The following is a 13,206-nucleotide window of genomic DNA, read 5'->3' on the forward strand; positions in this document are numbered from 1 at the left end:
CCTGGGAGAGCATGGAGCGGTGTCGATCATCAAGGGGGAACGCATGGCGCACCTCACCCACGTCACCGCTCCGGAGGGTGTCCCGCCGGGCACCGGTTACAGCCACGTCGTGTGGGGCGAGGGCCGGTTCGTCGCCGTCTCGGGCCAGATCGCGGTGGACGAGCGGGGTGAGCTCGTCGGGCCGGGCGACCCGGCGGCGCAGGCGCGCCAGGTCTTCGGCAACCTCGACCGCTGCCTCACGGCCGCGGGGGCGGGCTGGGGGGACGTGGTCAAGCTGACCTTCTTCGTCACCGACGTCGCCTTCCTGCCCGCGGTCCGCGAGGCGCGCGACGCGTACGTCGACACCGAGCGGCCCCCGGCCAGCTCGGCGGTGCAGGTGGCCGCGCTCATCCGGCCCGAACTGCTGCTGGAGGTCGAGGCGTTCGCGATCATCCCGGCCGCGTCCACCGCCCCGGCGGCCCGGCCGTGACGCTGGTCCCGGAGCGGTTCAGCGTGGCGGCGGCGGCCCGGCGCCTGCCCCCGCCGGGGCCCGGCGAACCGCCGCGGCTGTGCCTGGTGGACACGGCGGCGAACGCGGCCGCCGCCGTCCACCTCGCGCCCGGGCTGCTGGACCGGGAGGAGCGCGAGCGGGCCACGGCCTTCCACTTCGACCGCGACCGCACCAGCTACGTCACCGCGCACGTGGCGCTGCGCCTGCTGCTGGCGGCGTACCTGGGGACCCCGCCCGGCAGGGTGCCGCTGACCCGGGAGACCTGCCCGGCCTGCGGCGGCCCGCACGGCCGGCCCGCGGTCGAGGGCGGCGCGCCGCACTTCTCGCTCTCGCACTCCCGGGAGCTGACGCTGCTCGCCTTCGCCGCGACCCCGGTGGGGGTGGACGTGGAGGCGCTGCCCGGCCAGGAGGCCGTCGACGGCGTGTGGCGCTCGCTGCACCCGGCGGAGGTGGACGAGCTGGGCGGGCTGCCGGCGGTGGAGCGCCGCGAGGCCTTCGCGCGGGCGTGGGCACGCAAGGAGGCGTACCTGAAGGGCCTGGGGACGGGCCTGGCCAGGGACCCGTCCGAGGACTACGTGGGCTCCGGACCCGCCCCCGCCGCGGGCCCCGAGGGCTGGTCGCTCTCCGACGTCGCCGTCGGGGAGGGCCACCGCGCGGCCGTCGCCGTACGCCTGGGCTGAGGCGCCGCCCGCCCCGCCCCGCTCCCAGCCTCGTCCTCGTCCTCGACGACCGGACCTGGTGTGCGTGCTCCTCGGCGAGGAAGCGCATGGTCTGGTCGAAGGCCGTGACCGCGTTCCGGCAGATCGGTTCGGTGCCGGCGACCTCGGTGCTCGGCGCCGTCCAAACGGCAGCGGCCGCTCCACACCTGCGGCCGCGCCGCACCCGCGGTGACGGATGCGATCGGCGCGTCCTTCACGGTCGGCATCCGCACCGGCCTGTGGGTCGTCGCCGGGGTGTCCTTCGCGACGGCCGTGCCGGCCGCGGTGTTCCCGGCCCGCAGGCCGGCCGCGGCGCAGCGCGGACGTGGGCCCCCGGGACGACACCGCGGCGCGGTGGGGGCGGCGACCCCCGCCGCACACGCTCAGCGGCGGAAGCGCCGCACCGCCGCGACGAGGACCGCGCCGGACACGAGGGCGACGCTCGCGACGCCGCCCACGCTGGTGAGGACCTCGTCCCGGGGGCCGGTGTCGGCGAGCGCGGGACCGCCTTCGGATCCGGACGCGGTGCTGTCTGCGGCCTCGCGGATCATCCGCACGACGGCGTCGGGGTGGGAGAGCATCGCCACGTGCGAGGAGTCGACCTCGACGGTGTGCGAGCCCGCCCGCTTGGCCTCGAAGCGTTCCAGCGCCGGGTTGATGGCGTGGTCGGCGGAGGCGACCAGCGCCCACGAGGGGATGGTCCGCCACGCCGCGCCGGGCGCCTTGTCGGTGAACGCCCGCAGTGCGATCGGCCGTTGCTCGGCGGACATCAGCCGGGTCGCCGCCACGGGCAGGTCCGCGGCGAAGACCTTGCGGAAGACGGAGTCGCGGATGTAGATGTCCGTGCCGCTGCCCGACCCGTCCCGGTACGGCACGGTGCGCTGCGCCGAGGCGAGGTCGCTCGGCGCGAACCTGGCCGAGAGCGCGCCCAGGGTCTCCCCCGCGTCCGGCATGAACGCCGAGACGTAGACCAGTGCCTTGACGTTCGGGTTCCCCGCCGCGGCGCCGCTGATCACCGCGCCGCCGTAGGAGTGGCCCGCGAGCACGATCGGGCCGTCGATGCTCTTCAGCACGCTGGCCACGTAGGTGGAGTCGCCGGCCAGCCCCCGCAGCGGGTTGGCGGGGGCGACGACCGTGTAGCCGGCGTTCTCGAGGCGCTCGACGACCGGGGTCCAGCTCGACGCGTCGGCGAAGGCGCCGTGCACCAGCACCACAGTCGGCCGGCCCCCGCCGCCCGCGGAGGCGCCGTCGGCGGCCGACGAGGCGAGGGCGGGGGCGGCGGCGAGCGCCGTCGAGGCGAGCGCCGCGACGAGCGCTCCCGCGCGGGCTATGCGACGTCGGTTCAGCGGAGCGGGGGAGGACGGCCCAGCCATGCTGTTCTCTCTTCCGGCCGGAGGGGCTGCTGTCGCCTCCCAGCCTTGGCCCGCCGCCGCCGTCCCGCTCGTTCCCGGGGGACGGACGAGTGACGGCGGGTCGTCCGCTCTTCGCGTGCGCTCCGCGGACGTGAAACACCGGCGTCATCGAACACGGATATGATCCGCCTCACACAAGATCCCGGACGGCCGGAAACAGTGCGCTCCCGCATGCCTTCCTGCCGCGCCGCATGCATGAGGGGAGCGTCCGATAGCCCTCCGAATATGGCTCAGCAGCGCGGGGGTGGCCACCACCCAGGTGATGCGGATGCTGCGCGGCAACCCCGACTCCGTGGACGTCCGCGTCTACGGGAGCAATGTCGATCCCTCGGCACCCGCCCTGGCCGCCTGCGACGTGGCCGAGGTGGAGCCCCGCCACGTCGGCGACGACGCGTACGCGGAATTCGCCCTCGACTTCTGCCGCAGGCACGGCATCGACGTCCTCGTCCCGCCGCGCCGGCTGACCGCGCTCGCCGGGCGGGCCGGCGACTTCGCCGCCGCGGGGACCCGGCTGATGTGCTCGCCACCGGCCTCGATCAAGGTGCTGACCAGCAAGAGCCGTACGTACCAGGAGGCGCTCGCCGCCGGCATCCCCGTGCCGCCGTGGCGGGTGGTGCGGGACGCCGACGGCTTGCGGGACGCGGTGGACGAGCTCGCCGCGACCGGCGAGACCCTCTGCATCAAGCCCGCCGGCGAGTACTCGGCCTTCGGCTTCCGCATCCTGGAAGACCGGCCGATGGACATCCGTGACCTGCTCGCCCCCGCCAGGCCGATGGCCTCGGTCGATGCGGTCGCCCAGGCGATGAAGCGGGCCGCCGACGAGGGCGAGCACGTGCCCAGCATGATCGTCATGCCGTACCTGGAAGGCCCCGAGGTCAGCGTCGACTGCCTGTCCGCCCCGGGCGGGGAACTGCTCGCCGCGATCCCCAGGGCCAAGGAGGGCCGCTACCGGCTCCTGCTGGACGACCCCGCCATCACGGAGATCGCCCGCCGCCTCGTCGGGCACTTCGGTCTCGCCTACCTCTCCAATGTGCAGCTGCGCCACCGCAAGGGCGCCCCCGTGCTCCTGGAGGCGAACCCGCGCCCCTCCGCCGGGATCTTCCAGACCGCCTTCACCGGCGTGAACCTGCCCTGGGCCGCCGTGCGCCTGCTCACCCAGGGTGACGCCGGGCTCCGCACCGCCCCCCGCCTCGGCGGCCGCGTCGCCGTGACGGAAGCGGTCACCGAGGTCCCGGACGTCCCACGCCTCCCTGACGTCCCGGAGGTCAACGTGGCGTGAGCCGGGGCCGGGGGGCACGCTGGAGGGAGGAAGGCAGGTGGCAGTTCATGAGCAGACTCGAAGAGCAGATCGACCTGAACGTGCCGACCGAGGTGGCGTGGCAGCACCTGCACCGCCTGGAGGAGTACCCGCAGTTCGTCGCGGGTGTCCGGGAGGCCGGCGCCACCGGGGACGGCAAGGCCCGGCTCGGCGTGTCGGGGACCGGTGGCGGCTTGCTCGACGCGGAGTTCTCCGACCGCACCAAGGCCCGGAGCGACACCCGGGAGATGACCTGGCGCACCAGCGGTGGTGCCGAGATCACCGGGACGTGCTCGGTCCTCCCGATCGACGAGCAGCACAGCCGCGTCCAGGTACGCATGGAGTACGACCCCGCCGAGATCCGCGACGCCTTCGGCGGCCCCAAGGGCTTCGCCCAGGTCAGCGCGATCGAGCGCACGGTCCGTGACGACCTCGAGCGCTTCAAGGACCTCGTCGAGCGCGAGCACTAGCCGGCACTTCGCGCGGTCCGTGCGGTTCGCACGGACCGCGACGGGGGCGTGCCGCTAGAGCCGGACCCCGTGCCGCCGCAGGTAGGCGACAGGGTCGACGTCGGAGCCGTAGCCCTCGCCCGTGCGCACCTCGAAGTGCAGGTGCGGGCCGGTGGTGTTGCCCGTGGAGCCCGAGCGCCCGACCTGGCGGCCCGCGGCCACGGTCTGGCCGGTCCGTACGGTCAGCGAGGACAGGTGGCCGTACTGGGTGTACATGCCGTCGTGGTGCCGGATCACGACCTGGTAGCCGTAGGCGCCGCCCCAGCCGGCCTCGACGACGGTGCCCGCGGCGACGGCCTTGACGGAGGTGCCGGTGGGCACGGCGAAGTCCTGGCCGGTGTGGTAGCCGCCGGCCCAGTGGGATCCGCTGCGGTGGTACGGGGTGCCGAGCGCTCCACCGACCGGCGCGACGAACGTCTGCGCGGCGGAGGCCGGTGCGGCCTGCCGCTCGGCGGTCCTCGCGGTCTTAGAGGTCCTAGAGGTCTTCGCGGGCTTGGCCGACGTGGCCGGCTTGCCGGACTTGGCGGGCTTGGAGGCCTTCGCCGGCTTGGGGTCCTTCGCGGGCTCCGCTCCCGGCACGGACAGTTCCTGTCCGGGGAGGATGAGGTCGGGGTCGGCTCCGACGACCCGGCGGTTCACGGCGTAGAGCCGCTGCCAGCCGCCGTGGACGTCCTGCTCGTCGGCGATCCCGGAGAGCGTGTCCCCGCTGACGACCGTGTAGGAGTCGTCCCGCGCCGCGGGGTGACGGTCCGTCCCGGACTTCTCCTTGCGTTCGGTCTTCTTCGCCGGGGCCGCCGCACGTCGCGGCGGGTCCTGCGCCTGCGGTCCGCCCCCGGAGAGCCCGGCGCGCCGCGAGCAGACGGGCCACGCCCCGGGACCCTGCCCGTCCAGGACCCGTTCGGCTATCGCCATCTGCTCCGACCTGGTCGCCAGGTCGGCCCGGGCGGCGAACTTCCCACCGCCGTAGGCCTTCCACGTCGACTGGGCGAACTGCAGCCCGCCGTAGTAGCCGTTGCCTGTGTTGATGTGCCAACGGCCGCTGCTCTCGCACTCGGCGACCTTGTCCCACGTGCCGGTCGTGGCCGCGCCCGCGCCCGTGGCCGCGACCAGCGGCAGCGCGAGTCCCGCGCCGGAGGCGGCGGTGACGGCGACCGACACCGGCGAGAGCCGGCTCGGCGGCTGGGGTCTGCGGTGCCGACCGCGCACGGGCCGTACGGGCATGGGGGGACCACCTCTCGGCTCCGGACACACGGCCGTACAAGTACGACAGAGGGATCTTGTCGCCGCAAGGGTGCTTTTGAGACTCTGTCGTCCCAAACCGTGCGGCCCGGAACCGGGTTGGCGCGGTGGCTCCCCCGTCAGGACGTGCGGGGCGGCAGCGGGAGCGGCAGGCCCGGCAGGCCGTCGAGGCTGACCGCGACGTGCGGCTTGCCCACGCAGTAGTCGCTGAAGGACTCCTCGGTCTCGCGGGAGAAGCGCTGGGTGTGCAGGGGCCGTTCCTCCCGGAAGTCCAGGAAGGGGACGGCGAATCCGCAGCTGTCGCTGATGCGTTCGGCGGTGACGACGATGACGGCGCGCAGGTCGGTGCGCGCCCGGATGTCCTCGGAGAAGTGCGGGAGCAGTTCGTCCCAGCGCGGGTCGTCGCGGAAGACGGGCTCGCCGCGTCCGTGCACCCGCACGATGGTCGGCGGCCCGGTGAAGGCGCACCACATCAGCGTGATGCGTCCGTTCTCCCGCAGGTGGGCGATGGTCTCGGCGCCACTGCCGCCGAGGTCGGCGTAGGCGAAGGTGCGGTCGTCGAGGAGGGCGAAGGAACCGTCGAGACCCTTGGGCGACACGTTGACGTGCCCGTCGCCGGACAGGGGCGCGGTGGCGGTGAAGAAGACCTTCTGCTCCTCGATGAACGCGCGCAGGCGCCCGTCGATGTGTTCGTACGTCTTTCCCATGCCTGTGATTCTGCGGCGGCGGCCCGGCTTCCGCCGCACCTTTTCGGCGGTGGGCGGGTCAGCGCCGCCGGGGACGGCGGGGGCCGTCGTCCGCTCCGTCCCGGACGACGATGCCCAGCGCGGCGGCCAGGGCCGGGGCCAGGTCGAGCAGCTGGGCGCTGCCGATGACGGCGCCGCGCAGCGAGTCGTGCCCGTCGGCGAGGTCGAGGCGGGTGGCGCCGCGCAGGTCCGTGGCGTCGAGTTCGGCACGGCCGAGCCGCAGGCGTTCCAGGGCGGTGCCGGGGAAGGAGACGTCCTTCAGGCGGGCGCCGCCGAGGTCGACGTCGCGCAGCACGCAGTCCTCGAAGACGACCTCGTGCAGCCGGGCCGAGCGCAGGTTGACGGAGTCGAACTTGCAGCGCCGGAAGGCCACCCGCCGCAGCACCGCGCCGAAGGCCTCGACCCCGGCGAGCACGCAGGAGTCGGCGGTGGCGTCCATCCAGTTCGTCTCGGCCGCCGAGGTGCCGACGAAGCGGTCGCCCTGCAGCCAGACCTCGTTGAAGCGCGCCCGGCGCAGGCTGCCGCCCTCGAAGACGGTGTCGGTGACCGCACACTCCAGGAAGACGGCGCCGCCGGCGTCCTGTTCGCCGAAGGTGAGTCCGTCGAAGTGGACGGTGTCGTACCGCTCCTCGACGCCCAGTCCGGGCTCGTCGAACGGCTCCAGCGCCTCCGCGTACGGCAGCTCGGACAGGGACTGCGGTGCCTTGAAGGTCATGGCGCCACGCTAGTGGCCCCCTGTGACAACACCACCCTCCATGAATATGAGCGATTTGTCCGGGATGTCTTGCTACGTTGCGTCCCATGACCGCCCCCGCCCCCGGGACCTCGCCACCGGCCCTCGCCGTGCCCGCCGTCCGGCTGCCCCGGCGCCGGGGCGTCGAGCTGGCGCTGCTGGTCGGCGCGGTGCTGATCCCGGTGTACGGCTACTGCGCCGTGGGCCTCGCGCACGACGGCGCCGTACCGCAGGGGGCGGCCGGCTACGGCGCGGCGCTCGGCGGCCTGGCGCTGGTGGCCCATCTGGCGGTGCGCCTGCGCGCCCCGTACGCGGACCCGCTGCTGCTGCCGATCGGGGTGCTGCTCAACGGCCTCGGCCTGGTCCTGATCTACCGCCTCGACCTGGAGACCCCCGACGCCGCCGCCCCGGCGCAGCTGATCTGGTCCGGGCTGGGCGTCGCCCTGTTCATCGCGGTCGTCCTGCTGCTGCGCGACTACCGTGCCCTGGCCGGGTACGCGTACCTGGGCGTCGTGGCGGCCCTGGTGCTGATGATCGTGCCGAGCCTCTTCCCCGCCGTGAACGGCGCCAGGATCTGGATCCGGGTCGCGGGCTTCTCCTTCCAGCCCGGCGAGTTCGCGAAGGTGCTGCTGGCGGTCTTCTTCGCGGCGTACCTCGCGGACAACCGCGCCGCGCTCGCGTACGCCGGCCGGCAGGTCCGGCGGTTCCGCCGGCTGCAGCTGCCGACCGGCCGGGTGCTGGGCCCGGTGCTGGCGGTCTGGACGATCAGCCTTGGCGTGCTGGTGGTGGAACGCGACCTGGGGACCTCGCTGTTGTTCTTCGGCCTCTTCGTGATCCTGCTCTACGTCGCCTCCGGACGCACCGGCTGGATCGCGATCGGGCTGCTTCTGTCGGCGGCCGGCGCCTTCCTCGTCGGCACGCTCGAACCGCACGTGCACTCCCGGGTGGCGGACTGGCTGCATCCCTTCGCCAGCATCGAGGCCGGGCAGGGGCCGGGCCAGCTGGCGCAGTCGCTGTTCGCGTTCTCCGCCGGAGGGCTGCTGGGCACGGGCCTGGGCGAGGGGCACTCGATCCTGATCGGCTTCGCGGCCAAGTCCGACTTCATCCTGGCCACGGCGGGCGAGGAGCTGGGACTGACGGGGCTGACCGCGCTGTTCCTGCTGTACGGACTGCTGGTGGCCCGGGGCTACCGGGCGGGGCTGTCGATCCGCGAGCCGTTCGGCAGGCTGCTGGCCGTAGGGCTGGCGTCGATCGTCGCGCTGCAGGTCTTCGTGATCGCCGGCGGGGTGACGGACCTGATCCCGCTGACCGGGATGGCGATGCCGTTCCTGGCGCAGGGCGGTTCGTCGGTCGTCACCAACTGGGTGATCGTCGCGCTGCTGATCCTGCTCAGCGACACCGCCCGCCGCCCGCCGCCCGGCCCGGACACCGGCCGGGCCGGGCGGGCCACCGGCGGCGGGGCGGCCGCGGCGTGACCCCGTACGCCCGCCGGGCCGCGGCGCTGTGCCTGCTGCTCCTCGTCGCCCTGCTGGTGAACGCCATCCGGGTCCAGGTGGTGCGGGCCCCCGCGTACGACGCCAACCCCGCCAACCGGCGGGTGCCGATCGACCGTTACGCGCAGCCGCGCGGCGACATCCTCGTCGGCAGCCGGCCCGTGACCGGCTCCCGGTCCACCGGCGCCCAGCTGGACTGGGTCCGCACCTACGCCGACGGCCCGCTCTACGCGCCCGTGACCGGCTTCTCCTCCCAGACCTACGGCACGGCCCTGCTGGAGGCCGCCGCGGACGACGTCCTGTCCGGTTCCTCCCCCGGGCTGTCGGCGCTCCCGCTGTGGAACGCGGTCAGCAGGGCGCCGCAGCGCCCGGGCGACGTCCGCACCACCATCGACCCGGCCGCCCAGCAGGCCGCGTACAAGGCGCTGGGCGGCAAGAAGGGCGCGGTCGCCGCCCTCGACCCGGCGACCGGCCGGATCCTGGCGCTGGTCAGCACGCCCTCCTACGACCCTGCGACGATCGCCGGCACCGGCCCGGAGGCGCTCGGCGCCTGGCACCGGCTCGTCACCGCCGAGGACCAGCCGATGCTCAACCGGGCGCTGCGCCAGACGTACCCGCCGGGTTCGACCTTCAAGACGGTGACGGCGGTCGCGGCGCTCGCCTCCGGGGTGGTCACCGACGTCGGGAAGCCCACCGACTCCCCGGACCCCTATCGCCTGCCGGGCACGATGACGACGCTGGGCAACGAGTCGGCGTCCGCGGGCTGTGAGGACGCGCCGCTGTTCTACGCGTACGTCGTCTCCTGCAACACCGTCTTCGGCAAGCTCGGCGACGACGTGGGGCTGCGGGCGATGCGCGAGACGGCGGAGGCCTTCGGCTTCAACGACCCCTCCATCGGGGTCCCCTCGCACCCCGCGGTCAGCGTCTTCGACCGCCGCATGGACCGTGCGCAGCTGGCGCTGTCGTCCATCGGGCAGTACGACACCCGGGCCACCCCGCTGCAGATGGCGATGGTCGCGGCGGCCGTGGCCAACGACGGCACGCTGATGTACCCGCACCTGGTGGACCGGATCACCGACGGCGCCGGCCTCCCGCTGGAGATCACCGGTGAGCGGGCCTACCGGCAGGTGATGGACGCGACCGTGGCCTTCGTGATGCAGGACATGATGGTCGCCGTGGTGCGGCAGGGCACCGGCCGCAACGCCGCCCTGCCCGGCGTGGTGGTGGGCGGCAAGACGGGCACGGCGCAGCACGGTGAGGACAACCGCGGGAACCCGTTCGCCTGGTTCATCGCCTGGGCGAAACAGAGCCGGGGAGCCCCGGCGAAGGTCGCCGTCGCCGTCGTCGTGGAGGACGCCGCCGCCGACCGCGCCGACATCAGCGGCGGCGGCAAGGCGGCCCCGGTCGCCCGCGCCGTGATGCGGGCGGCGCTGGAACGCTGACCGCTTGCCCGGTCGCGGTCAGTCCTGGGCGCCCAGCGCGATGGCCTGATGGACCTCGGCGGCCCGCTCGGTCTCCTCCTGGGCGAAGCGCTCGGCGTCGAGCTTCTCGGCGATCTCCTCGTCCTGCGCCATCAGCAGGTCGAGGTTGGAGTCGCCCATCTCCAGGACGCCCATGTCGACGTAGGCGCGCTGCAGCCGCTCGCCCCACAGCCCGATGTCCTTCACGCACGGCACGATGCGGCTGAACAGCAGCTTGCGGAAGAGCTGCAGGTACTCCGAGCGCTCGCTCAGCTCCTCGGCCTCCTGCCGCGGTATGCCGAAGTCCTCCAGCACCTCGGCGCCGCGCAGCCGGTCGCGCATGAGGTAGCAGCCCTCGATGACGAACTCCTCGCGCTCGCGCAGTTCGGCGTCGGACAGCTGCTTGTAGTGGTCGCGCAGCGCCATCCGCCCGAAGGCGACGTGCCGGGCCTCGTCCTGCATGACGTAGGCGAGGATCTGCTTGGGCAGCGGCTTGTCGGTGGTGTCGCGCAGCATGCCGAAGGCGGCCAGCGCCAGCCCCTCGATGAGCACCTGCATCCCCAGGTACGGCATGTCCCAGCGGGAGTCGCGCAGGGTGTCGCCGAGCAGGGCCTGCAGCGAGTCGTTGATCGGGTAGACCATGCCGACCTTCTCGCGCAGGAAGCGGGAGTAGATCTCGGCGTGCCGGGCCTCGTCCATGGTCTGGGTCGCGGAGTAGAACTTGGCGTCGAGGTCGGGCACCGACTCCACGATGCGGGCGGCGCAGACCATGGCGCCCTGCTCCCCGTGGAGGAACTGGCTGAACTGCCAGGACGCGTAGGCGCGGCGCATGTCGCGCTTGTTCCGCTCGGACATCTTGTCCCAGTAGGGGGTGCCGTAGACGGTCATGTTCTGGTCCGGCACGCCGAGCGGGTCGTACGGGTCGACCTCGATGTCCCAGTCGATGCGGGTGACCGCGTCCCACTGCTTGTCCTTGCCCTTCTGGTAGAGGGCGAGCAGCCGGTCGCGCCCGTCGTCGTACTCCCAGGAGAAGCGGGCGGCTCCGGAAGCCGGGATCTCCCACAGGTTGTCCTGCGACGGCATTGGCGTCTCCTCGACTCTTGACGAGCTTGCTGACACACAGTCTCATAAGAGCATGACCGCTGGCACCCCTCTTGCAACGCGTGAAAAAGTGGCGGAGCGGCTGCTCGACGCCTCCGCGAAGCACTCCTTCGACCCCGACACCGAGCTGGACTGGGAGGCCCCGTTCGAGGACGGCGCGTGGTTCTGGCCGCCGGAGCTGTGCTCCCTGTACGACACCCCGCTGTGGAAGCACATGTCGCAGGAACAGCGGATCGAGCTGAGCCGGCACGAGGCGGCGTCGCTGGCCTCGATCGGCATCTGGTTCGAGATCATCCTCATGCAGCTGCTGCTGCGGCACTCCTACGACCTGGACCCCACCAGCGGGCACGTCCGCTACGCGCTCACCGAGATCGCCGACGAGTGCCGCCACTCGAAGATGTTCGCGCGGCTGGTGACCCGGCTCGGCACGCCCGTCTACAAGCCGTCGCGCACGGACCACAACCTCGGCCGGGTGCTGAAGACCGTCTCCACCACACCCGGTTCCTTCACCGGCACCCTGCTCGCAGAGGAGATCCTCGACTGGATGCAGCGGCTGACCTTCCCGGACGAGCGCGTGCAGCCGCTGACCCGTGGCGTCACCCGCATCCACGTGGTCGAGGAGGCCCGGCACATCCGCTACGCCCGCGAGGAGCTGCGCCGCCAGATGAGCTCGGCTCCGCGCTGGGAGATCGCCTTCACCCGGATCTCCTCCGCCGAGGCCGCACGAGTGATCGCCCGGTCGCTGATCAGCCCCCAGGTGTACGCATCGGTCGGGCTCGACCCCCGGTACGCCGCCGAGCTGGCCCGCACCAGCCCGCACCGCCGCGACGTGATGCGGCAGGCGGCGCGGAAGCTGATGGACTTCCTGGAGGAGATCGGCATGTTCGAGGGTCCGGGCGTACGGCGCATGTGGCGCAGCTCGGGACTTCTCGGGTAGCACGGCGCGCGGGCGGATACGCTGGCGTCCATGAACGGCAGTTCGACGCCGGCGCCCGCCGCCGCTCCCGCCTACCGCCGGCTGAGCGTCGAGCAGCGCCGTACCCAGTTGCTCGCCGCCGCCGTGGACCTGTTCGGGCACCGCAGGCCCGAGGACGTCTCGGTCGACGACGTGGCCGCGGCCGCCGGGGTCTCGCGCCCCCTGGTCTACCGCTACTTCCCCGGCGGGAAGCAGCAGCTGTACGAGGCCGCCATGCGCAACGCCGCCGAGGAGCTGCGGGCCTGCTTCGTGGAGCCCGCGGAGGGCGAGATGACCCAGCGCCTGTCCAACGCGCTGGACCGCTACCTCTCCTACGTGGACGAGCACGACGCGGCGTACTCCGCCCTGCTGCGCGGCGGCAGCGTCGCGGAGACCAGCCGGACCGACGCCATCGTGGACGGCGTGCGGCGGGGCGCGGCCGAGCAGATCCTGATGCACCTGGGAGCGCCGCACCCCGGACCGCGGCTGGCGATGATGGTGCGCTCCTGGATCGCCAGCGTCGAAGCCGTCTCGCTGACCTGGCTGGACGAGGGCAAGCAGCCCCCCGCCCAGGAGCTGCGGCGGTGGCTGGTGGACCACTTCATCGCGCTGCTGCTGGTCAGCTCCACCACCGACCAGGAGACCGCCGCGGTCGCGCTGGCCGCCCTGGAACGGGAGACCGCGGGCAGCCCCGCCGGCGACCTGGCCCGCCGGGTGACCCCGCTGGCCCAGGCAGTCGCACATCTGCTCCCACCTGCCGTTTCCTGAACGTGGCCCCCGCCGCAGGGCCTACCCTGACCCCGTGAGGCATGAGGACACGGAATTCGTCGGAGGGCCGCTGGACGGCCGGGTGCTGGGGGTGCTGACCGGCATCACCGGGCAGCCCCCGAAGGTGTACGAGGTACCGGTGCCGCAGGAGGACGGCGCACCGCCCGTCGTGCACGTCTATCATCGCGAGCCCAGTCCCGGGCCGCGCGCGCAGCGCCGTACGCGCTGGGTCTTCGTCTACGACCCGGAGGGGAACCGGCCGGAGAAGCCGCGCTGGCCCTGGTCGAAACCGCGGACGTGAGCCG

The 13,206-nt window shown here is 73.3% G+C and carries 14 protein-coding genes; 9 read left to right on the forward strand and 5 right to left on the reverse strand.

Annotated features, from left to right (window positions below; translation table 11 throughout):
• The first annotated feature begins 43 nt into the window (after positions 1–43).
• Both ACFV3E_RS26090 and ACFV3E_RS26095 read left to right on the forward strand, forming a co-directional pair.
• Positions 44–469 carry a RidA family protein gene (locus tag ACFV3E_RS26090; RefSeq protein WP_500536885.1) on the forward strand — a complete coding sequence of 142 codons (426 nt, stop codon included), beginning with the start codon at positions 44–46 and terminating at the stop codon, positions 467–469.
• Positions 466–1,170 (forward strand): 4'-phosphopantetheinyl transferase family protein, encoded by a 705-nt coding sequence (locus ACFV3E_RS26095; protein ID WP_500536838.1) that lies wholly within the window; start codon positions 466–468, stop codon positions 1,168–1,170. Before ACFV3E_RS26090 ends, ACFV3E_RS26095 begins: the two co-directional genes overlap by 4 nt.
• 401 nt (positions 1,171–1,571) lie before the next feature.
• Here ACFV3E_RS26095 and ACFV3E_RS26100 read toward each other — a convergent pair whose 3' ends face one another.
• Positions 1,572–2,561, reverse strand: a complete 990-nt coding sequence (locus ACFV3E_RS26100; RefSeq protein WP_500536839.1) for an alpha/beta fold hydrolase — start codon at positions 2,559–2,561, stop codon at positions 1,572–1,574.
• Between the two features lie 283 nt (positions 2,562–2,844).
• On the opposite strand from ACFV3E_RS26100, the gene ACFV3E_RS26105 reads away from it, so the two are divergent.
• On the forward strand, positions 2,845–3,879 hold the full coding sequence (locus ACFV3E_RS26105; RefSeq protein ID WP_500536840.1) for an ATP-grasp domain-containing protein: 1,035 nt from the start codon (positions 2,845–2,847) through the stop codon (positions 3,877–3,879).
• A gap of 47 nt (positions 3,880–3,926) precedes the next feature.
• A complete protein-coding gene (locus ACFV3E_RS26110; RefSeq protein ID WP_499513952.1) occupies positions 3,927–4,367 on the forward strand; it encodes an SRPBCC family protein in 441 nt (146 codons plus the stop codon).
• A gap of 54 nt (positions 4,368–4,421) precedes the next feature.
• Here ACFV3E_RS26110 and ACFV3E_RS26115 read toward each other — a convergent pair whose 3' ends face one another.
• The 3 genes from ACFV3E_RS26115 to ACFV3E_RS26125 form a co-directional block, all read right to left on the reverse strand.
• Positions 4,422–5,627 (reverse strand): transglycosylase family protein, encoded by a 1,206-nt coding sequence (locus ACFV3E_RS26115; RefSeq protein ID WP_500536841.1) that lies wholly within the window; start codon positions 5,625–5,627, stop codon positions 4,422–4,424.
• 137 nt (positions 5,628–5,764) lie between these two features.
• Positions 5,765–6,352 carry a pyridoxamine 5'-phosphate oxidase family protein gene (locus ACFV3E_RS26120; RefSeq protein WP_500536842.1) on the reverse strand — a complete coding sequence of 196 codons (588 nt, stop codon included), beginning with the start codon at positions 6,350–6,352 and terminating at the stop codon, positions 5,765–5,767.
• 58 nt (positions 6,353–6,410) lie between these two features.
• Positions 6,411–7,106, reverse strand: a complete 696-nt coding sequence (locus ACFV3E_RS26125; protein WP_500536843.1) for a pentapeptide repeat-containing protein — start codon at positions 7,104–7,106, stop codon at positions 6,411–6,413.
• A gap of 86 nt (positions 7,107–7,192) precedes the next feature.
• Here ACFV3E_RS26125 and ACFV3E_RS26130 point away from each other — a divergent pair, with 86 nt between their 5' ends.
• Positions 7,193–8,599: an FtsW/RodA/SpoVE family cell cycle protein gene (locus tag ACFV3E_RS26130; RefSeq protein WP_500536844.1), complete on the forward strand. Its 1,407-nt coding sequence runs from the start codon at positions 7,193–7,195 to the stop codon at positions 8,597–8,599.
• Complete coding sequence (locus ACFV3E_RS26135) at positions 8,596–10,059, forward strand: penicillin-binding transpeptidase domain-containing protein (protein WP_500536845.1); 1,464 nt, start codon at positions 8,596–8,598, stop codon at positions 10,057–10,059. The genes ACFV3E_RS26130 and ACFV3E_RS26135 overlap by 4 nt, the downstream gene beginning before the upstream one ends.
• A gap of 18 nt (positions 10,060–10,077) precedes the next feature.
• Here the strand turns inward: ACFV3E_RS26135 and ACFV3E_RS26140 are convergent, their stop codons facing one another.
• A complete protein-coding gene (locus ACFV3E_RS26140) occupies positions 10,078–11,160 on the reverse strand; it encodes a ferritin-like domain-containing protein (RefSeq protein ID WP_500536846.1) in 1,083 nt (360 codons plus the stop codon).
• Between the two features lie 52 nt (positions 11,161–11,212).
• Here ACFV3E_RS26140 and ACFV3E_RS26145 point away from each other — a divergent pair, with 52 nt between their 5' ends.
• Genes ACFV3E_RS26145 through ACFV3E_RS26155 form a run of 3 tightly spaced genes read left to right on the forward strand, consistent with a single transcriptional unit; the run spans position 11,213 to position 13,202 of the window.
• The gene (locus tag ACFV3E_RS26145; protein ID WP_500536847.1) at positions 11,213–12,115 is read left to right on the forward strand and encodes an AurF N-oxygenase family protein; all 903 of its coding nucleotides are present in this window, start codon (positions 11,213–11,215) and stop codon (positions 12,113–12,115) included.
• Positions 12,116–12,145: 30 nt separating this feature from the next.
• The gene (locus tag ACFV3E_RS26150; RefSeq protein ID WP_500536848.1) at positions 12,146–12,901 is read left to right on the forward strand and encodes a TetR/AcrR family transcriptional regulator; all 756 of its coding nucleotides are present in this window, start codon (positions 12,146–12,148) and stop codon (positions 12,899–12,901) included.
• A 34-nt stretch (positions 12,902–12,935) separates the two neighbouring features.
• Positions 12,936–13,202, forward strand: coding sequence for a DUF8847 domain-containing protein (locus tag ACFV3E_RS26155; RefSeq protein WP_499513943.1), 267 nt, complete (start codon positions 12,936–12,938; stop codon positions 13,200–13,202).
• The last annotated feature ends 4 nt before the right edge of the window (positions 13,203–13,206 follow it).

Source organism: Streptomyces sp. NPDC059718 (assembly GCF_042733315.1).
Taxonomy (GTDB): domain Bacteria; phylum Actinomycetota; class Actinomycetes; order Streptomycetales; family Streptomycetaceae; genus Actinacidiphila.

Coding starts and splice junctions, on each gene's coding strand:
- ACFV3E_RS26090 (WP_500536885.1), top strand. CDS start 44: ATGGCGCACCTCACCCACGTCACCGCTCCGGAGGGTGTCCCGCCGGGC.
- ACFV3E_RS26100 (WP_500536839.1), bottom strand. CDS start 2,561: ATGGCTGGGCCGTCCTCCCCCGCTCCGCTGAACCGACGTCGCATAGCC.
- ACFV3E_RS26110 (WP_499513952.1), top strand. CDS start 3,927: ATGAGCAGACTCGAAGAGCAGATCGACCTGAACGTGCCGACCGAGGTG.
- ACFV3E_RS26115 (WP_500536841.1), bottom strand. CDS start 5,627: ATGCCCGTACGGCCCGTGCGCGGTCGGCACCGCAGACCCCAGCCGCCG.
- ACFV3E_RS26120 (WP_500536842.1), bottom strand. CDS start 6,352: ATGGGAAAGACGTACGAACACATCGACGGGCGCCTGCGCGCGTTCATC.
- ACFV3E_RS26125 (WP_500536843.1), bottom strand. CDS start 7,106: ATGACCTTCAAGGCACCGCAGTCCCTGTCCGAGCTGCCGTACGCGGAG.
- ACFV3E_RS26130 (WP_500536844.1), top strand. CDS start 7,193: ATGACCGCCCCCGCCCCCGGGACCTCGCCACCGGCCCTCGCCGTGCCC.
- ACFV3E_RS26140 (WP_500536846.1), bottom strand. CDS start 11,160: ATGCCGTCGCAGGACAACCTGTGGGAGATCCCGGCTTCCGGAGCCGCC.
- ACFV3E_RS26145 (WP_500536847.1), top strand. CDS start 11,213: ATGACCGCTGGCACCCCTCTTGCAACGCGTGAAAAAGTGGCGGAGCGG.
- ACFV3E_RS26150 (WP_500536848.1), top strand. CDS start 12,146: ATGAACGGCAGTTCGACGCCGGCGCCCGCCGCCGCTCCCGCCTACCGC.